Source organism: Streptomyces sp. NPDC001700 (assembly GCF_053596435.1).
The window spans coordinates 11,107-30,057 of sequence record NZ_JBSFGE010000021.1 but is presented as its reverse complement, the minus strand read 5'-3'; the positions used below and the strand labels follow the sequence as shown (position 1 = coordinate 30,057).

The 18,951-nt window shown below is 71.5% G+C and carries 17 protein-coding genes; 9 read left to right on the top strand and 8 right to left on the bottom strand.

Going from position 1 to position 18,951, the window contains the following annotated elements; translation table 11 throughout:
* Positions 1-7 precede the first annotated feature (7 nt).
* The gene (locus ACWC5C_RS31410) at positions 8-1,627 is read right to left on the bottom strand and encodes a carboxylesterase/lipase family protein (RefSeq protein WP_450880906.1); all 1,620 of its coding nucleotides are present in this window, start codon (positions 1,625-1,627) and stop codon (positions 8-10) included.
* Positions 1,628-1,892: 265 nt separating this feature from the next.
* Between ACWC5C_RS31410 and ACWC5C_RS31405 the strand changes: the two genes are divergently transcribed.
* Positions 1,893-2,687 carry a SigB/SigF/SigG family RNA polymerase sigma factor gene (locus ACWC5C_RS31405; RefSeq protein WP_450880904.1) on the top strand — a complete coding sequence of 265 codons (795 nt, stop codon included), beginning with the start codon at positions 1,893-1,895 and terminating at the stop codon, positions 2,685-2,687.
* 70 nt (positions 2,688-2,757) lie between these two features.
* Here ACWC5C_RS31405 and ACWC5C_RS31400 read toward each other — a convergent pair whose 3' ends face one another.
* The 7 genes from ACWC5C_RS31400 to ACWC5C_RS31370 all read right to left on the bottom strand — a co-directional run bounded on the left by ACWC5C_RS31400 (position 2,758) and on the right by ACWC5C_RS31370 (position 9,173).
* The gene (locus ACWC5C_RS31400) at positions 2,758-3,213 is read right to left on the bottom strand and encodes a group II truncated hemoglobin (RefSeq protein WP_450880902.1); all 456 of its coding nucleotides are present in this window, start codon (positions 3,211-3,213) and stop codon (positions 2,758-2,760) included.
* On the bottom strand, positions 3,210-3,536 hold the full coding sequence (locus tag ACWC5C_RS31395) for a putative quinol monooxygenase (RefSeq protein WP_385437280.1): 327 nt from the start codon (positions 3,534-3,536) through the stop codon (positions 3,210-3,212). The genes ACWC5C_RS31400 and ACWC5C_RS31395 overlap by 4 nt, the downstream gene beginning before the upstream one ends.
* A gap of 284 nt (positions 3,537-3,820) precedes the next feature.
* The gene (locus ACWC5C_RS31390; RefSeq protein ID WP_450880900.1) at positions 3,821-4,876 is read right to left on the bottom strand and encodes an acyl-CoA dehydrogenase family protein; all 1,056 of its coding nucleotides are present in this window, start codon (positions 4,874-4,876) and stop codon (positions 3,821-3,823) included.
* Positions 4,873-5,943 carry a peroxidase-related enzyme gene (locus ACWC5C_RS31385; RefSeq protein ID WP_450880898.1) on the bottom strand — a complete coding sequence of 357 codons (1,071 nt, stop codon included), beginning with the start codon at positions 5,941-5,943 and terminating at the stop codon, positions 4,873-4,875. Before ACWC5C_RS31385 ends, ACWC5C_RS31390 begins: the two co-directional genes overlap by 4 nt.
* A gap of 52 nt (positions 5,944-5,995) precedes the next feature.
* Positions 5,996-6,937, bottom strand: coding sequence for a carbohydrate ABC transporter permease (locus ACWC5C_RS31380; protein ID WP_450880896.1), 942 nt, complete (start codon positions 6,935-6,937; stop codon positions 5,996-5,998).
* Positions 6,934-7,782: a carbohydrate ABC transporter permease gene (locus ACWC5C_RS31375; protein ID WP_450880894.1), complete on the bottom strand. Its 849-nt coding sequence runs from the start codon at positions 7,780-7,782 to the stop codon at positions 6,934-6,936. The genes ACWC5C_RS31380 and ACWC5C_RS31375 overlap by 4 nt, the downstream gene beginning before the upstream one ends.
* Positions 7,779-9,173 (bottom strand): ABC transporter substrate-binding protein, encoded by a 1,395-nt coding sequence (locus ACWC5C_RS31370; protein ID WP_450880892.1) that lies wholly within the window; start codon positions 9,171-9,173, stop codon positions 7,779-7,781. Before ACWC5C_RS31370 ends, ACWC5C_RS31375 begins: the two co-directional genes overlap by 4 nt.
* 325 nt (positions 9,174-9,498) lie before the next feature.
* Here ACWC5C_RS31370 and ACWC5C_RS31365 point away from each other — a divergent pair, with 325 nt between their 5' ends.
* From ACWC5C_RS31365 to ACWC5C_RS31330, 8 genes are all read left to right on the top strand, one after another.
* Positions 9,499-9,915, top strand: a complete 417-nt coding sequence (locus ACWC5C_RS31365; RefSeq protein ID WP_450880890.1) for a (2Fe-2S) ferredoxin domain-containing protein — start codon at positions 9,499-9,501, stop codon at positions 9,913-9,915.
* 104 nt (positions 9,916-10,019) lie between these two features.
* On the top strand, positions 10,020-12,161 hold the full coding sequence (locus tag ACWC5C_RS31360) for a glycoside hydrolase family 127 protein (protein ID WP_450880888.1): 2,142 nt from the start codon (positions 10,020-10,022) through the stop codon (positions 12,159-12,161).
* Position 12,162: 1 nt separating this feature from the next.
* Positions 12,163-13,422 carry an SGNH/GDSL hydrolase family protein gene (locus ACWC5C_RS31355; protein WP_450880886.1) on the top strand — a complete coding sequence of 420 codons (1,260 nt, stop codon included), beginning with the start codon at positions 12,163-12,165 and terminating at the stop codon, positions 13,420-13,422.
* Between the two features lie 181 nt (positions 13,423-13,603).
* The gene (locus ACWC5C_RS31350) at positions 13,604-15,313 is read left to right on the top strand and encodes an ABC transporter substrate-binding protein (RefSeq protein WP_450880884.1); all 1,710 of its coding nucleotides are present in this window, start codon (positions 13,604-13,606) and stop codon (positions 15,311-15,313) included.
* Positions 15,313-16,269 carry an ABC transporter permease gene (locus tag ACWC5C_RS31345; protein ID WP_450880882.1) on the top strand — a complete coding sequence of 319 codons (957 nt, stop codon included), beginning with the start codon at positions 15,313-15,315 and terminating at the stop codon, positions 16,267-16,269. The genes ACWC5C_RS31350 and ACWC5C_RS31345 overlap by 1 nt, the downstream gene beginning before the upstream one ends.
* Positions 16,269-17,258: an ABC transporter permease gene (locus tag ACWC5C_RS31340; RefSeq protein WP_450880880.1), complete on the top strand. Its 990-nt coding sequence runs from the start codon at positions 16,269-16,271 to the stop codon at positions 17,256-17,258. Before ACWC5C_RS31345 ends, ACWC5C_RS31340 begins: the two co-directional genes overlap by 1 nt.
* A complete protein-coding gene (locus ACWC5C_RS31335) occupies positions 17,255-18,070 on the top strand; it encodes an ABC transporter ATP-binding protein (protein WP_450880878.1) in 816 nt (271 codons plus the stop codon). The genes ACWC5C_RS31340 and ACWC5C_RS31335 overlap by 4 nt, the downstream gene beginning before the upstream one ends.
* The gene (locus tag ACWC5C_RS31330; RefSeq protein ID WP_450880876.1) at positions 18,067-18,948 is read left to right on the top strand and encodes an ATP-binding cassette domain-containing protein; all 882 of its coding nucleotides are present in this window, start codon (positions 18,067-18,069) and stop codon (positions 18,946-18,948) included. The genes ACWC5C_RS31335 and ACWC5C_RS31330 overlap by 4 nt, the downstream gene beginning before the upstream one ends.
* Positions 18,949-18,951: the final 3 nt, after the last annotated feature.

Sequence of the window (18,951 nt, the reverse complement as noted above, 5' to 3'; positions counted from 1 at the left end):
ACCCACCCTAGGGCGTGCCACGGACGCGCAGCGCGTCCGCGAGCGGGGCCGGGTCGGTGGTCAGCCAGTCGTAGTCGATCCCGTTCCAGAAGGAGCACTGGTGTTGTGCCGCATAGGCCTTCGCGCTGAGGGTCTTGCTGCTGTCGCCCGGCAGGAGAGACATCAGACGGCCACCGCGGTACGACGGCCACTTCGCCTGCCCCCGCGTCGTGGGGTCCGCGTCCCGTACGAACGCGCCCCAGTGGCGCATCATCGTCCGCGACAGCTTCCGCTGCTCCGGTGTGAGGGGTTTCTGGGCCATGCTGGGCCACAGGTAGGCGAGTTCGGTGGCGTGGCTCGCGCCCGCCGCGAAGCCCGGCGGAACGGGGCCGGGGGAGGGGGTGTCGCGGTCGCCGAATTCGTAGAAGTACGTCCTGGGCTGCTGGGACGCGAACCGTCCCGCGAGGCGTTGGTACTGGCAGCCGCCCATCCCGTAGAACACGCTGCTGTCGGTCCACACCGCGCTGAGGGCGTACGCCGCGTTGTACCGGCCGGGCCGGGCGCCGTACGGGTAGCGGGCGAGCACACCACCGGCGTGCGGGCCGTAGTGCTGCCGGATCACCCGCTCGTACTGCGCCTTGGTCGCGTTCGCGAACGGGGGTGACCACTTGCGTGTCTCATCGCGGTTGGCGCCGATGAGGAGCGGGACATCGGCGGACCGGCCGGATCGCACCGCGACACCCGGCGCGACCGGCAGTTCGGGAACGCCGGACACCGGCAGGGGCCCGTTCAGGATGCCGCCGAAGTCGCGCCCGGCGGCGAGCACGTCGTCCGGCCGCTTGGCCCGCAGACAGGACACGGCGGTGGCGGAATCGCGGCAACCGGCGGCGGTGGCAACGCTTCTGCCACGCACCGTGGCCTGCGCGGGCGTGAGGCTCGGACACCCACCGCTCTGGATGATCGCGCGGTCGAAGAGACCTCGGGCCGGTGGCGAGGCCAGCAGGGAACACACGGACTGGCCACCGGCCGACTCGCCCGAGAGGGTCACCCGGCCGGGGTCCCCGCCGAACGCGGCGATGTTCCGCTGGGTCCAGCGCAGCGCCGCCGTCTGGTCGAGCAGGCCGTAGTTGCCCGCGCCACGTGTGCTCAGCCCGGGCAGATCGAGGAAGCCGAACACACCGAGCCGGTAGTTGATGGTGACGACCACGATGTTGTTGGTCCGCGCGAGCTGCGAGCCGTCGTAGAGATCGCCCGAACCGCTCATGAAGCCGCCGCCGTGAATCCAGAACAGCACCGGCAGCGGGCGCTGCGTGCGCCGCTCGGGGGCGTAGACGTTGAGGTAGAGGCAGTCCTCACTCGTGCCCGGGCCGTCGCCGGTGGCCGTCTGGACGCAGCGCGCGCCTGGGTCGTGCGCCGAGCGCACCCCCGGCCACTCGGCGGCGGGTGCGGGCGGCTGCCAGCGCCGGTCGCCGACCGGTGGCGCGGCGTACGGAATACCGAGGTACCGGCCGACCCCGCCCGTGGCGGCCCCCGTGACCTCGCCCTTGTCGGTGGACACCGTCAAGGGGCGCGACACCGTGGGCGCGGCCGAGGGGACGGTGAGCAGCGCGGCCAGGGCCACCGCGGCGGCGAGTATGCGTCGGATCATGGAACGTCCTGGACCTCCCGGAAACAGGTGTCCATCGAATCATGTGGCGCACCCGCGCCTCGATCCCCCCATAGACACTGCGGCCCATACACACTGCGGACGGAGGTTGTTTGCGGGTGCCCGCCAGGGGCAGGCGCATGGATGTGCTTCGGAACGGAGGCACGCCCACGGGAGCGGTTCGGTTGCTCCGGGGTGTGCTCTGTCCGCCACCCCGGTCAGCCAGATGTCTCCCACGCCGCCCACGCCACGAGGGAGAGACCGGCGCATGACTGCCGTACGCACACGGAGCAAGCACTCGCACGACGACGCTCCCGACACCGCCGCCCAGTTCGAGCGCATCGCCGAGCTGCCCGACGGTCCCGAGAAGGAGGCGCTGCGGCAGGACGTGGTCCGCGCGTGGATGCCGATGGCGGAGCGGCTGGCGCGGCAGTTCCGCAACCGTGGTGAGCTGGCGGAGGACCTGCGGCAGGTGGCGATGCTCGGCCTGGTGAAGGCCGTCAAGCGGTACGAGCCGGACCGTGGCAGCGCGTTCGCCAGCTTCGCCGTGCCGACCGTCGTCGGTGAGATCAAGCGCCACTTCCGCGACCACATGTGGGGCGTCCATGTACCGCGCCGCGTACAGGAGTTGCGCAACCGGGTGCGCACCGCCGCGCAGGAACTCACCCGCACTCCCGACGACCGCCGCCCGAGTGTGCGGGACATCGCCGAGCACACCGGGATGAGCGAGGAAGACGTACTGCTGGGGATGGAGGCGATGGAGAGTTTCTCCGCGCTGTCCCTGGACGCCGAACTGCCGGGCGCGGAAGACGGATACTCCCTTGCCGACACCCTCGGCGCCACCGAGCCCTCCTACGACCGCGTCATCCAGCGCGAAGCCCTCAAGCCCAAGCTGCGCGCCCTGCCCGAACGCGAGCGCCACATCCTCTACCTGCGCTTCTTCCGCGAGGAGACACAGGGCCGGATCGCCGAGCAACTCGGCATCTCCCAGATGCACGTCTCCCGGCTCATCAACCGCACCTGCGCCCGGCTGCACGACCAGATCGAGGCCACGGCCGCGTGACGGGCGTCCGCGACCGCTCCGGCCCCGGACACGGCGCGGTGGGGGCCGCCGGGCGGCGGCCCCCACGTGTTCACACCAGTCCGTCCCAGCCCCAGCGTGGCGTCGGGCCCGGCTCGCCGAGGTCGTCACCGGGCGATCCGGCCGAGACGTCGCGGGCGATCCGGGTTCCCCAGTCGAAGTACTCCAGGGCCCGGCGGCGCAGCAGTTCGTCGTCCGGGAACTCCTTCTCCACCGCGGTGGCCATCAACTCCATCCAGCGGAGCCGCTGTTCCTCGGTGATGGACTGGCCCAGGTGGGAGCGGAGCAGGGCTTGGTGGCCGCCGAGCCGCGCCGTGAAGTCGGCCGGGCCGCCGAAGACTTCGGCGAGCCAGACGGCGACGTGGTCGATGTGCGTCCGGGTGAAGTTCGCGAAGACCGGGGCGAGCAGCGGGTCCGCGAGGACGCCCTCGTAGAAGGTGTCGCTCAGCCGCCGCAGCGCGTCCATACCGCCGACGGCGTCGAACAGGGACTCGGTGCGCCCGGTCATGCCGCCCCTCCGGTGGCGGACACGACGGGCGTCCTCGCGTAGTGCTTCATCTCCTCGATGTCCTGGATGTACGAACGAATCGAGGCGAGGAACGGCGGGAAGTGCGGGCCGCCGCGAAACCCCTGCAGGTGGTCCTCGACGGAGGTCCACTCGATCCGCAGGATGTAGCGCTCGGGCTCCTCGACCCCCTGAGACAGCTCATAGCCCAGGCACTGCGGGGCGAGGTCCAGCTGCTCGGCGGCGGTCGCGTAGTCCTTTTCGAAGGCGGCTCTTCGCTCGGGGGCGGTGATGCGGTAGCGGATGTATTCCACTGTCACGGTCATCCTCCATGGCTTGATTCCGCCAGGATTGACGACCGGCGTCCCGGAGCCCAGGGGGTTCGCCGACGGCGCACCAACTGGATTGCGCCGTTCCCGCAGCCGCTCCCTTAGCCGCCCCGTAGCTGTCCCCACCACCCGCCGCTGGGACAGCTGAGACTCCTGAGGTGACTGCGGTAGATATATGCCAAGTTTGTTGCCCGGAAGGGGGACATGGCGGCACCATCCGTGCCACACTGAACGCAGGCCCTCACCGCATCCCCCGTCGGTGAGGGCCATTCTCTTTCCCGCTACCGCCGCAGCGCCGCCAGATGCGCCGTGCGGACTTCCGAGGTCTGGCCCTGGACGACGAGGAACAGGCCCTCCCGGGCGAGGCGCTGGGCCGGGTGGGAGAGGCCGAAGGCCCGGCCGCCGCCCGCCGCGATCGCGGCCGTGGTGGCGGCGCGCATCACGTCGTACGCCCGGGTCTTGGCCGCGAGCCGGTCGTCCAGCCGTTCGGCGGGCGGCACCTCGTCCACCAGGGCGTAGGCATCGCGGCGTACGGCGTCCAGGCGCTCGCGCAGGACGCCCGCCGTCTCCTTCGCCTCGCCGTCCCCCGAGGCGTCGACAAGGTCGAGCGCGGCGCGGGCCACGCCGAAGACGGCGGGGTTGGTGTTGGTGTTCTTCGGACGGTCGTCCGTCGCCCAGCGCTCGTGCGGGAGGCGCACCGCGACCGCCTCGTCGGGCACCACGAGCCCGTCGAGCAGCAGCCCGACCGTGTGCGAACCGGTGAGCGCGGCGAGCTGGAGCGGGCCGGTGGCGGTGAGGCCCGGCTGCTCACGCGCGTCGACGACGCCGAAGACCACCTCGCCGTCCTCGGTGCCGCCGCCCAGCAGGAACAGGTCGTTCAGCCCCCAGCCGGTGTACCAGGGCACCCGCCCGTCGAAGCGCCAGCCGTCCGCCACCCGGGTGGCCCGCACGGGCAGCTTCGGGTGGGCGCGCAGATGCGAGAAGGCGATTCCGGCGAGCAGCGTGCCGTCGCTCAGCGGCCGCAGCCAGCGCTCGCGCGCCGCCTCCTCGCCCGTGGCCAGCGTCCGCACCGGCGTGTGGTGCTGGGCCTGGATGAAGAACGTCGAGCAGCAGGCGCCCGACAGGATCTCGGCGATCTCCCGGCCCACGGCCGCCGGGGCCTGTGCGCCGCCGTACGCCGCCGGTGCGTTCACCCCCAGCACCCCCGACGCCTTCACGGCGGCGATGGCCTCGGCGGTGACGCCCTCCCGGTCGTGCGCCTCGGCGGCGGGGGCGAGGACGTCGTCGGCCAGCCGGTGGGCCGCGGCGACGAGGGGGTGGTCGGGCGTGGCGGTCATGCGGAGTGCTCCTCTGTGGTGGACCGAGGGGTACGGGGCTCGCCCAGGGTGAGCATCAGACGGTTGGCCCAGGCGAACACGGCGACGACGTGGACGAGGTCCAGGATCTCCGTATCGTCCAGGCCAGCGTCCGTCCGCAGCGCCGTGAGATCGAGCGGCTGATGGGGCTCGCGGGTGAGGCGTACCGCGAAGTCGGCCACGGCCCGCCGCCGCACCGTGCCCAGGTCCGCGCCGGGGCCCGCGTCGAGGAGCGCCCGCGCGGGGCCCTCGTCCCTGGCGAGCTGCGCGAAGCGCCGGGCGTGCACGGACGCGCAGTACACGCAGCCGTTGACGTGCGAGACGGCGAGCGCGGCGATCTCCCGGTCGCGCCGGTCGAGCCCGCGCGGCGCGTACATGATGGCGTTGTAGAGCCGCGACCGCTCGCGCAGCGCCGTCACATCGTGGACGAGCGCCAGGTAGTACGGCGAGGTCTTCGCCGTCGGCAGCGACTCCTCCAGCACGGCGATCTGCTCGGGCGTGGCGCGGTCCACGTCCACCGTCTCCACCCAGGCGTCCCACTCCAGCGCGTCGAGCGTGAACGGGCGCCCCTCGCTCGCCACCCCGTGCGCGGGGACCTCGCCGCCCTCCGCCGGGAGCCCGCCGAGCGCCCGCAGCCCGGCCGCGAGCCGCGCCTGGTACGTGACGAACGCGACGAGCTGCGAGGCCGCGACCACATCGGGCGCGCCCCAGCCCGCCTCCGTCAGCGCCGCGATGTCCTTCGGACCCGCCGTGGAGGGGCTGAGGACGAGGAGTTCGGCGTGGCGCAGCAGCGCGTCGAAGCGCGCGGACGGCGCGGGCGCCGGGGCCAGGCCCCGGTAGTGCGCCGCCAGCGCCCGCGCGCCGTCCCGCTCGGCGGCGTGGGCGGCGAGCGCCGCGCGCTCGGCGCGGGGCAGGCTGTCCGTGCCGGTCAGCAGCGCGTCATGGGCGCCCTGGGTGCGGTCGTACGCCGTGTCGCGGTACGTCCGCAGGGTGGCGGGCGTACCGGCGACGGCGTCGATGACGTCGGAAGCTACAGACGTTTCAACCACAGTTGGTGCCTTTCGGGATTTCCTGGGGCCGTGCTGATCAGTGGGGCCGTGCTCAGCCCGTCGCGTCCTCGCTGGCCCGGTACGCGCGCAGATACAGCCGCGCGCCCGCGACCAGGAGGATGGCCACGCATACCGCCAGCGCGGAGGCGAGACCGAGGTCCTGATCGGCGAAGGCCAGCTTCCTGATCTCCAGTGGGACGGTCGTCGAGGTGTCCATCGGGCCGCCGCCGGAGAGCAGATAGGGCAGGTCGAAGTCGTACGCCGTCCAGATCGTGCGCATCAGCATGGCGATGATCAGCGCGGGCGCGATCCACGGCAGCGTCACATGCCGGAAGATCCCGAACCGCCCCGCGCCGTCCAGCGACGCCGCCTCGCGCAGTTCGCCCGGCAGGGTCTGCAGGCGGGCCAGGACGACGATCACGATGAACGGCACGTACTTCCAGCAGTTCACGGCGACCAGCGCGAACATCACCGTCGCCGGGTCGGCGAACGGGTTCACCAGGGTGTCGCTCAGCCCGAGCGTCCGCAGCAGATAACCGGCCATGCCCGAGGTGTCGTTGAACGCGAAGCGGAACACCATCGCGGCGACCACGGCGGGCACGACGTACGGGAAGAGCACGAGCCCCCGGGCCAGGGTCTGGCCGCGCAGCCCCGCGTTGAGGAGCAGCGCGACGGCGACCCCGGCGGCGGCCTGGATCACCATGTTCCCCGCGACCCACAGCACACTGCGCCCGAACGCGCCGCGCACCGACGGGTCCTCCCACAGGCGGCGGTAGTTGTCGAGGCCGAGGAAGGTGTGTTCGCGGGTGAGGAAGTCGACGCGGAAGAAGCTGTCGAAGACCGACGCGAAGAAGGGGTAGACCGCGAAGACGAGCAGCAGCAGGAGCGCGGGCACCAGCATGAGGGTGCCGAGCGCACGGTCGGACAGCCCCCGGCGCCGGGCCCGGTCGCGCGATCCGGTGCCCGTACGGGACGTCTGGGATACGGCAGTCACTTCACGGCCCCCTGTCCGATTCCGCCGACGAGGAACTTCTGGACGAGCACGAACAGCACCAGCACGGGCGCCACCACGATCAGCGCGGCGGCCATCAGCACGCCCCACGAGTAGACGCTCGTCTGGTCCATGAGCAGCGAGAGCCCCGGGCTGAGCGTCAGCTTGTCCGGCTCCGCCATCAGCGTGGAGGCGAAGAGGTATTCGCTCCAGGCCGCGTTGAAGGCGAACACGGCGGTCGCGATCAGCCCCGGCACCGACTGCGGCAGGACGACCCGTACGAACGCGCCGAACCGGGTGCAGCCGTCGACCATCGCCGCGTCCTCCAGCTCGATGGTGAGCCCGTGGAAGTACGAGCGCAGCGTCCACAGCGCGAACGGCAGCAGCGTGGCCGTGTAGATCACGATCAGCGCGAGGAGGTTGTTGGCGAGCCCGAACCGCGCCACCAGCTGCGAGACCGGCACCAGCACCAGGATCGGCGGCACCAGATACGCGAACAGCGACAGCTCCCCGACCCACCGCAGCCCCGGTATCCGGAACCGGACGAGCGCGTACGCGGCGCAGGTGCCCAAGCCGACGACCAGCAGCGTGGCGGCGGTGGCCACGATCAGCGAGTTGGTGAGATACGTGCCGAAGGACGAGATCTCGAAGAGCGTGCGGAAGTTGTCGAGCGTGACCGTGTCCGGGAAGAACGTCGGGGGATAGGAGATGATCTCCTCATCCGGTTTGACCGCCGTGAACAGGATCCACAGCAGCGGCAGATCGGCGATGAGCACGACGGCGGCCAGCGCCACGTACTGCAGCACCCGCCCGAGCCGGAGCGGGCGTCCGGAGCGCGGAGTCCTCATGCTGCGGGCCTCCACTCCGGGTTGGCCGACTTCCAGTCGCGGGCCGCGAAGGCGAACTGGTCCACGGCCCGGCGCCACGCCTCCTCGGGGTCGTCGCCGCGCAGCAGGATCGACTGCACCATCGAGGCGTCGGCCGGTGGCGGCGCCCACGCCTTGCCCGCCCAGGGGCAGGGGTTGGACAGCTTGCCGTCGTACCGCCCGTTCACCACCGAGCCCATGGCCATGTCGGGGCTCAGCGCGTTCGGCACGAGATCGAGGATGGTGCGCACCCACTCGCCGTGCTTCCGCAGGTACGGGTCGTCCGAGACACCGATCTCCGCGCGCAGCCGCTCCCCTACGGACTTCAGCGGCGGCACCAGGTGGCCGGGGACGGTGAGGGAGAACTTCAGCGCGTTCTCGCCGGTGGTCAGCTCCTTGAGGAACGCCCTGGCCGCGCGTCTGTGCCGGGTGTGCGCGAAGACGCTGTACTGGTTCTTGCCGCCGTACGCCAGCCGCCCGGTGCGGAACGGGCCTGCGGGGACCGGCAGGACGCCGGTGACCTCGGCGATCCGCGGGTTCTGCTCGGCGAGGTTGACGCCGAGCCGGCCCGCCATCGTCGCGAACGCGGCCTTCCCGGAGATGTAGGTGTTCATCAGGTCCGGGTAGTTGGTGTTGTACGCGCCCTTGCGCGCGTACCGCATGATCGCGACGTGCCGTTTCACGCCGTCGAGCACCTCGTCCTTGCCGAACAGCACCTCGCCGTCCGGGCCGTAGTAGTCCCAGCCCGCCTGGTAGACGTACGGGGAGAGGAACTGGGTCGTCATCCCGGGTGTGTTTCCGGCGCCCGACGAGATGCCGTCGATGCCGTCCCTGCCGTGCAGCTCGCGCACCGCGCCGAGGAACTGGCCGTAGGTGCGCGGCGGCTCGATGCCCGCCTTGTCGAGCAGGTCCTTGCGGTAGTAGAGGACGGAGGCGTTGGCCTGGAACGGCATCGCGTAGTCCTCGCCGCGGTGCACGATGCGGGTGCCGGGCAGGAAATCGTCCTCGCCGATGTCCTCGATCATGCCGCTGAGGGGCAGCAGATAGCCCTTGACGGCCCAGTCGAGGATGTTCGCGGCGGGCGGCGCGAAGACACCGATGTCGGTGCCGGTCTGCATGGCCGTCTGGAGGTACTGGAGCTGGTTCTCGTCCGAGTACAGCGTCATCTTCACGGTGACACCGGGGTGGCTGCGCTCGAACCGCTTGATCACGGAGCGGTAGAAGGCGAGCGATTTGGGGTCCGACTCGGTCGTGTAGAAGGGCACGACCGTGCCACCGGAGTCGGTGTCGGCGCATGCGGACAGCAGCGCGGAACCGGAGGAGGCAGCAGCCAGCGACAGCAGGCCACGCCGCGATACGCGGGCGGAGGGCATGGTGGTCCAGGGGAGGGAGGCGCGGCGGAAGGACGGGGGAGCGGGCAGGAACCGCTCAACATCCCGTGGTGGTGGACCTGCGGAGGTCGAGATACCGGCGCTTGGTGAGAAGCAGAGTCCGCACAACAGCCCCCTCGAATCCGTGTGCGATACAGGTGACCTTGAAGCTATGCGGTGGGTCGTCCGCTGTCAAAGCTGTCTTGAGGTGCGGGCGGGGAAGGCGCCGTGGTGCGGTCGGGTGTGCGAATGGAATGATGGCGGCGGGGGCGGATCTCCCCGATACCAGAGACCGGCGTCCGGCGACCGGAGAGAGGGAGGGCCCGCCATGTCCACGAGGCTGCCTGGAGAGACGGCCGAGCCGACCGGCGACCCACTGGACGAAGGCCCACGCCGCAGCTCGGTGCAGTGCCGCCTCGTCGTGTGCCGGGACTGCTGCTGCGGCAGCGCCAAGCTGTCCCACGTCGACCACGCGGCCCAGACCGAGCGGCTGCGCGAGGTCGCCCCGGTGCGGATCTCCGACTGCCTCGACGTCTGCGACCACGCCAACGTGGTCGTCGTACAGCCCTCCGCCGAGGGCCGCGCGGCCGGTGCCCGGCCGGTCTGGCTGGGGCTGGTCAATGACCCGGCCGCGAACGAGGACATCGCCGCGTGGATCCGCGCCGGTGGCCCCGGTGTCGCGCCACTGCCGGAGATCCTGGACCTGTACACGATCCTCCCGCCGGGGCGTCGTACGGCGTCCTGATCGCTGAAACCCTTACCGCTTTTCCCCGTAGGTCATGTTTTCTTCGTAGGTCATGCGCCACCGCACCCATCGCCGTCATCCGGATCGACGATCGGAGTTCGAGCATGTCCCAACCTCCCTCCCGCCGCCGGGCGTTGAGGCTCGCGGCCGGAGCCGCGGCCGCCGCCCCGCTCGTACCCGCCCTGCCGCAGGCACACGCGGCGGCGGCCACTGCCCCCGGCGCCGCGTCCGCCCAGGCCGAGTGGTCGGTGCACCCCTTCCCGCTGGGTCACGTCACCCTCGGCGACGGGGTGTTCCGCCGCAAGCGCGACCTCATGCTCGACTACGCCCGGTCCTACCCGGCCGACCGCATCCTGGCCGTCTTCCGGGCAACCGCCGGGCTCGACACCCGTGGGGCCAGGCCGCCCGGCGGCTGGGAGACCTCGGACGGCAATCTGCGCGGCCACTACGGCGGCCACTTCCTCACCCTCATCGCCCAGGCCTGCGCCGATACGGGGGAGCCCGCGCTCAAGGCCAAGCTCGACTATCTGGTCGGCGCGCTCGGCGAGTGTCAGCGGGCCCTGGCGGAACACGGCACGCCCAGACCCAGCCACCCCGGCTATCTGGCGGCGTACCCGGAGACCCAGTTCATCCTGCTGGAGAGCTACACCACGTACCCGACCATCTGGGCCCCGTACTACACCTGCCACAAGATCATGCGCGGGCTGCTCGACGCCCACACCCTGGCCGGGAACGAACAGGCGCTGAAAATCGCCTCGGCGATGGGCGACTGGGTGCACAGCAGGCTCGGCCACCTGCCGAAGGCCCAGCTGGAGCGGATGTGGGCCATCTACATCGCCGGTGAGTACGGCGGGATGAACGAGGTGATGGCGGACCTGTACGCGCTCACCGGCCGCCCCGAACACCTCGCCGCCGCCCGCTGCTTCGACAACACCACCCTGCTCAACGCCTGCGCGGAGGACCGCGACACGCTGGAGGGCAAGCACGCCAACCAGCACATCCCGCAGTTCACCGGCTATCTGCGGCTGTTCGACCACACCGGCCAGGACACCTACGCCGACGCGGCCCGCAACTTCTGGGGCATGGTGGCCGGACCCCGGATGTACAGCCTGGGCGGCACGGGACAGGGGGAGATGTTCCGGGCCAGGAACGCCATCGCGGCCACCCTGGATGACAAGAACGCCGAGACCTGCGCCACGTACAACATGCTCAAGCTGAGCAGGCAGTTGTTCTTCCGCGAGCCGGACCCCGCGTACCTGGACTACTACGAGCGCGGCCTGACCAACCACATCCTCGCCTCCCGCCGGGACGCCCCCTCCACCACCAGCCCGGAGGTCACGTACTTCGTCGGGATGGGCCCGGGGGTGCGGCGCGGGTACGACAACACCGGCACCTGCTGCGGCGGCACCGGCATGGAGAACCACACCAAGTACCAGGACTCGGTGTACTTCCGCTCCGCCGACGGCACCGCGCTGTACGTCAACCTCTCCCTCGCCTCGACGCTGCGGTGGCCGGAGCGTGGCTTCGTCATCGAGCAGACCAGCGACTACCCGGCCGAGGGCGCCCGCACCCTGACGTTCCGTGAGGGCACCGGGCGGCTCGACCTGAAACTCCGGGTCCCGGCCTGGGCCACGGCGGGCTTCACCGTCACCGTCAACGGGGTCCGGCAGCGGGCCGATGCGCGGCCCGGCAGCTACCTCACCCTCAGCAGGAACTGGCGGCGCGGCGACCGGGTCCGGATCTCCGCGCCCTACCGCCTGCGGATCGAGCGGGCCGTGGACGATCCCGCCGTGCAGTCGGTGTTCTACGGTCCGGTCCTGCTGGTCGCCCGGAGCGCGGAGACGGCGTTCCGCCCGTTCTCCTTCTACAAGGACTTCACGCTGCGCGGCGACCTCGCCGACGCGATCACACCCGGCGAGCGGCCGATGCACTTCACCACCCACGGCCTGACCCTCGCGCCGTTCCACCTCGCCGACGACGCCCCGTACCACGCCTACTTCCGGCGCGTGGAACCCGTCGTCGTCTTCGGCGCCGCCGATTCTGGCGTGCCGAACCGCGCCCGCGGGGACGGGCTCACCTTCCTCGACGTGCTCTGGGAGCAGGCCCCCTTCGCGACCTCCGGCCGCTTCGTCCGGGCGGTGCGCGCCCTCGCCGACACCTGGCTGGCCGAGGGGCTGTTCAGCCGCGCCGAGCGGGACGAGGTCATCACGGCGGCGGTCGGGGCGGACCTCCGGAGAGGTGAATAAGGTGCGGAGACCTGGCTTATCCGTCCGCGCCCTCGGCATCCTGCTCGCGACCGCCGCCGCTCTCGGCGTGGTCGTAGCCACCGGAACCGAATCCTCCGCAGCCACCCAGGCCGCAGCCCAGGCCACCCAGGCCACCACGCCCCCCGCCCCGCGCTCCTCCGTCGTCACCTGGGGCTCCAGCGCCTACCCGGCGGGAACCGCCGCCCAGGACCTGACCTACCGGTTCGTCATCCACACCAGCGTCGGCGGCCGCGACCTGCGCATCCGGCTCTCCAACGCCTACGGCGACCAGCCGGTGACCTTCGGGCGCGGCTACGCGGGCGTCCGCGCGTCCGGGGCCGCGCTCGTGCCCGGCAGCAACGCGCGGCTGACCTTCCGGGGCGCGCCGTCGGTGACCGTACCGGCGGGCGGCGTCGTCTACAGCGATCCGCTGCCAGGCCGGGCCCGGGCCCAGTCGGACCTGGCGATCAGCCTCTACGTACGCAGCGCGGGCACCCTCGCGACCGGCCACAAGGGGGCCCGTGCGACCCAGTACGTCGCACCGGCCGGCGACCACGCCGCGGAGGAGGGCGCCGCTTCGTACACCCAGCAGATCACCTCCTGGTACTACCTGGACGCGGCCGTCGTGCGGCCGCGCCCGGGCACCGGCGCCGTCGTCGCCTTCGGCGACTCGATCACCGACGGCTCCGCCTCCACCACGGACACCAACCGCCGCTGGCCGGACTTCCTCGCCCGCCGCCTGCTCGCCGACCCCCGCACCCACCTCAAGGGCGTCGCCAACGAGGGGATCTCCGGCAACAAGATCCTGGCCGACGGCTCCGCCGAGAGCGCGCTGAAGCGGCTCGACCGGGACGTGCTCTCCCAAGCCGGGGTGCGCACGACGATCCTGCTGGAGGGCATCAACGACATCAAGGCCACGCCGGGCCCCACCGCCGCCGACCTGATCGCCGGTTACCGGCAGATCATCGCCAGGTCCCACGCGCGCGGCGTCTGCGTGGTCGGGGCGACCGTCATGCCGTACGAGGGCTGGCGGGAGTACGAGGCCGTCGACGAGACGGTCCGCCAGCAGGTCAACTCCTACATCCGCACCAGCGGCGAGTTCGACGCGGTCGTGGACTTCGACCAGGCCGTACGGGACCCCGCCGCGCCCTCCAAGATGCTCCCCGCCTACGACAGCGGCGACCACCTCCACCCCAATGACGCCGGTATGCGGGTGATGGGCGACGCCATCGCCCTCCGCGACCTGCGCTGCGGCCGCTGACCCCTGCGCCCGCTCGGCCCCGCCCCCGGCACCGCGCGTGCCGGGGGCTTCAACTCGCGCCACAGCACGGCATCTTGGCAACGCCCCGCCCGCCCCTTACCGTCACGAGCACCAGTGCAATGTCACACAGCGCCCCATCGGTGGCCCAGCTCAGTCAGGCCCAGCCCCGAAAGAAGGCACAGTGAATAGATCGCACTCGCTCCGGATCGCCACGCTGACCTCATCGCTGGCCCTGGCACTCGTCGCCTGCTCCGGCGGCGGTCCGCAAGGCGCCACCTCCGCGGCCGGACCCGGCGGCAAGGCGGCCAAGGGCGGCACCGTGCGCGTCCTGACCAACGTGGCGTTCTCCCACCTCGACCCCGCCCGTGGCTTCGACGGCGGCGTCAACAACTTCTACCGCCTCATCTACCGCACCCTCACCACCCAGGGCGCGGCACCCGGCAAGGCCGGTACGGCCATCCGCCCCGACCTCGCCACCGACACCGGCACGCCCTCCCAGGGCGGCAAGACCTGGACGTTCACCCTGAAGAAGGGGCTCCGCTTCCAGAACGGCGACCCCATCACCAGCGCGGAGGTGAAGTTCGGCGTCTCGCGGGCCTGGGACCCCGAGATCGGCATCGGCTCCCCGTACGCCAGGCAGCTCATCGACGCCCCGAGCGGCTACAAAGGCCCGTACGCCTCCGGCGACCTGCCCACGATCGAGACCCCGGACCCGCGGACGATCGTCTTCCATCTGAAGAAGCCCTACGCGGACTTCGGCAGCGTCGTCGCCCAGCCCACGTTCACCCCCTTCCCCAAGGGCACCGGCGGCAAGGGGGAGTTCGACCGCGCGCCCATCGCCTCCGGCCCGTACCAGGTCGCCTCGTACAAGCGCGGCGCCTCGCTGACGCTGGACCGCAACAAGCACTGGGACCCCGGCACGGACACCGTCCGCAAGGCCCTGCCCGACCACTTCGCGTGGACCTTCGGCCTGGACGGCGCCACGATCGACGAGCGCATGATCGCGAACCAGGGCGACGACGCCAGCGCCCTCGCGGGCGGGGCCGGCATCCAGCCCGCCACCGTCGCCCGGATCCAGACCCCCGCGGTGCGGGCGCGCACCCTCTCCGGGCTCACCGGCTGCACCACCTACCTGGGCCTGAACACCACCAAGAAACCCCTCGACCAGGTGAAGGTGCGCCAGGCCATCGCGTACGCGGTCAACAAGGCGACCCAGGTCGACGCGGTCGGCGGCACGGCCAAGGCGCAGCAGGCCACGTCCATCCAGCCGCCGACCGTCGTCGGCCGCAAGAGCTACGACCCGTACCCCAGCGAGGGCGGCAAGGGCGACCTCGCGGCCGCGCGGCGGCTGCTCGGCGAGGCGGGCGCCCGGGGCGGCTTCACCCTCACCCTCGACATCCGCTCCCAGCCGTATATGCAGCAGCAGGGCGTGGCGATCCAGCAGGCGCTGGCCCCGCTGAAGATCAAGGTCAAGCTCAACACCATCGACACCGCCACCTACTACGAGGCCATCGGCACCCCGTCCCAGCAGCACGACGCGGCGATCACCGGCTGGTGCCCGGACTGGCCGTCCGGCGCCACCTTCCTGCCGCCGCTGTTCGACGGGCGGCACATCTCCGCCAAGGGCAACCAGAATCTGGCGCAACTGGACGACAAGGCGGTCAACGACCGGATCGACGCGATCGCCGCCATGAAGGACCTCGACCAGCAGAACACGGCCTACGGCGAGCTGGACGAGCAGATCATGAAGCTCGCTCCGGTCGTGCCGCTGATGTACGAGAAGTACGTCGGCGTCGTCGGCGGCAACATCGCGGGGGCGTACCTCCACGCGGGCTTCTCCGGCGGCATCGACCTCGTCTCCGTCGGCCTCGCGGACCCGGACAAGTCCTGATGAGCCTCGTCGGCACACCGCTCCCGGACGCCGAGGCGCAGGGCCTGGCGTCCGTTTCGTCCCCGACGTCGGGCCGCCGCGTCGTCGGCGCCCTGCGGCGCGACCGCGCGGCGGTGGCCGCCGCCGGGTTCCTGGGGCTGCTCTGCCTGATGGCCCTGGGCGCCCCGCTGATCACCGCGCTGACCGGCTGGGGCCCGTACGCCTTCGACTCCGCCGCCGTCGACACCGGCCTCGGCGGGCTGCCCAGGGGCTCGTACGGCGGTATCGGCGCGGACCATCTGCTGGGCGTCGAACCGCAGAACGGCCGGGACATCCTGGCCCGCATCGTCCACGGCGCCCGGGTGTCCCTGCTGATCGCGCTCTCCTGCACCCTGCTCACCGGGGTGCTCGGCGTGGTCCTCGGGATGCTCGCCGGGTTCTACCGGGGGTGGGTGGACCAGGTGATCTCCCGGCTCATGGACTTCCTCATGGCGTTCCCCGCGCTGATCTTCATGATCGCGATCCTGTCCTCCCTGCCCTCCGGGAACCGGCCGGTGCTGCTGGTGGTGGTCATCAGCGGCTTCGGCTGGCCGTATCTCGCCCGCGTCATCCGGGGGCAGACGATGGCGCTGGCGAGCCGGGAGTTCGTGGAGGCGGCCAGGGCGTCGGGCGCCCGCGACCGTGACCTGGTGTTCCGCGAGATCCTGCCCAATCTGCGCGGCCCGATCACCGTCATGGCCACGCTCGCCGTGCCCGGCTACATCGGCACCGAGGCCGGGCTGTCCTTCCTCGGCGTCGGCCTCACCCCGCCCACCCCGTCCTGGGGCCAGATGATCGCGAACTCGGTGAGCTGGTACCAGGTCGACCCGATGTACTTCGTGATCCCGGGCACGTTCCTCTTCCTCACCGTGCTGTCGCTCACCGTCCTCGGGGACCGGCTGCGGCATGCGATCGACGAAGGGGAGGCCGCCGCCTGATGCTCCGCTACCTCCTCGGACGGCTCGCCGGAGTCGTCCTCATCCTCTTCGCCGTCTGCCTCTTCACCTACCTCATCTTCTTCCAGCTCTCGCCCGACCCGGCGGTGATGATCTGCGGCAAGACCTGCACCGAGGAGCGGATCGACGCCATCCGCGCGGCCCTTGGCCTCGACCGGCCGTTCCTCAGCCAGTTCGGGGCGTTCCTCGGCGGGCTCTTCGCGGGCCGGGACTACGGCTCGGGTGCCACGCTCGTCCACTGCCCGGCGCCCTGCCTCGGCTACAGCTTCCAGACCGACGAATCCGTCTGGTCCATGATCACCGCACGGCTGCCGGTCAGCGCCACCCTGGCCATCGGCGCCGCGCTGCTGTGGCTGCTCGTCGGGGTGGCCGCCGGGCTGCTCAGCGCCGTCCGGCAGGGGAGCTGGTGGGATCGCGGCGCGATGGCCCTGGCCCTCGGCGGGATCAGCGTCCCGAACTATGTGCTGGCGCTGGTGCTTCAGTACGTGCTGGTCGTCAAGCTCGAATGGCTGCCGTTCCCCTCGGCCGTCGCCTTCTCGGACGATCCGGCGCGGTGGTTCCAGTCGTACCTGATGCCGTGGATGGTGCTCGCAGCCGGATACGCCTGCCTGTACGCGCGGCTGACCCGGACCCATGTGATCGAGACGCTGTCCGAGAACTTCCTGCGCACCGCCCGGGCCAAGGGGCTGAGCAGGCCGCTTGTGCTGCGCCGCCACGCGCTCCGGCCCGCGCTCACCCCCGTCACCACCCTCTTCGGGATGGACTTCGCCGGGCTGCTCGGCGGCGCCCTCATCACCGAGACCGTCTTCGGCCTCGGCGGCATCGGGAAGCTGGCCGCCGACTCCATCGCCAAGAACGACCAGCCGGTGATCATGGCGGTCACGCTGCTGGCGGCCTTCTTCGTGGTGGTCGGCAACGTAGTCGTGGACCTCGTCTACACCGCCCTCGACCCGAGAGTGAGGATCCGATGAGCGCGCCACCGGGGCTCCTCGTAGTGGACGATCTCACCGTCACCCTGCCCACCAGCCGTGGCCCGGTGGACGTCGTCAAGGGCGTCTCCTTCACCGTCGGCAGGAACGACACCATCGGCATCGTCGGGGAATCGGGCTCCGGCAAGTCCATGACCAGCCTCGCCATCATGGGGCTGCTGCCGCGCGGCGCGAGAACCACCGGCAGCGTCCGCCTCGACGGCGAGGAACTGCTCGGCCGCCCCGACCGCGAGCTGCGCCGGATCCGGGGCGACGGGATCTCCATGGTGTTCCAGGACCCGCTGTCCTCGCTCAACCCCTACTACACGGTGGGCCTCCAGATCGAGGAGGCCTACCGGGCCCACCGCGGCGGCTCCCGGAAGGCCGCCCGCGCCGTGGCCGCCGAGGCGCTGACGCGGGTGGGCATCGCCGAGCCCGAGCGGCGGGCGGGCCACTACCCGCACCAGTTCTCCGGCGGGCAGCGCCAGCGCGTCATGATCGCCATGGCGCTCGTCTGCTCCCCGTCCCTGCTGATCGCGGACGAGCCGACGACCGCGCTCGACGTCACCGTCCAGGCCCAGATCCTGCGGCTGCTCGCCGGGCTCCAGGAGCGGACTGGCACCGGGATGGTCTTCATCACCCACGACCTGGCCGTCGTCAGCTCCCTCGCGCGGCGGATCCTGGTGATGCGCGAGGGCGACCCGGTCGAGTACGGGGAGGCGGAACGGGTCTTCTCCGATCCCCACCATCCGTATACGCGGGCGCTGCTGGAGAGCGTGCCGCGCATAGACGACGACACGGAGGCCCCGCTGTGAGCGCGCACCCGGGGGAGCCGCTGCTGCGAGCCCATGAGCTGACCAAGACCTTCACCGGTCGCCGAGGCTTTGGCGGGCGGCACGCGTTCACCGCCGTCGACCGGGTCAGCTTCGACATCCGCGCGGGGGAGACCCTCGCCGTCGTCGGCGAGTCCGGTAGCGGGAAGTCCACCACGGCCCGGATGGCGGCGAAGCTGATGGAACCGACGGGCGGCGGCCTGGAGTTCGCGGGCGAGGACGTCACCCGCGCCAAGGGGCCCGCCCTCGCCCGGTTCCGTAAGGACGTACAGGTCGTCTTCCAGGACCCGTACTCCTCGCTGAACCCGCGCCACACCGTGGAACGCATCCTGATGGCGCCGCTGGACTACCAGGGCATCGCCCCCAGGGGCGGCAGGCGCGCGCTCACCAAGGAGCTGATGGAACGGGTCGGCCTCGACCCCGACCACTCCCAGCGCTACCCCGCGCAGTTCTCCGGCGGCCAGGCCCAGCGCATCGGCATCGCCCGCGCGCTCGCCGTGGACCCGAGGCTCGTCATCTGCGACGAGGCCGTCTCCGCGCTGGACGTCTCGGTCCGGGCCCAGGTGCTCGACCTGCTGCGGCGGCTCCAGCGCGAGAGCGGCTACGCGTACCTCTTCATCGCCCACGACCTCGCCGTGGTGCGCCGCATCGCGCACCGGGTGGCGGTGATGAGCGAGGGCCGCATCGTCGAATCGGGCCCCTGCGCACAGGTCTTCGCCGCCCCGAAGGCCCCGTACACCCGCACCCTGCTGTCCGCGATCCCCCGCATCAACCCAGAGTGGGACCGAACCCGCCGCGCCCGGACGGCCGCGCCCCGAAACCCAGCGAAGCCCCAGCCGGGCGACGGACCGCCCCGGTGACGG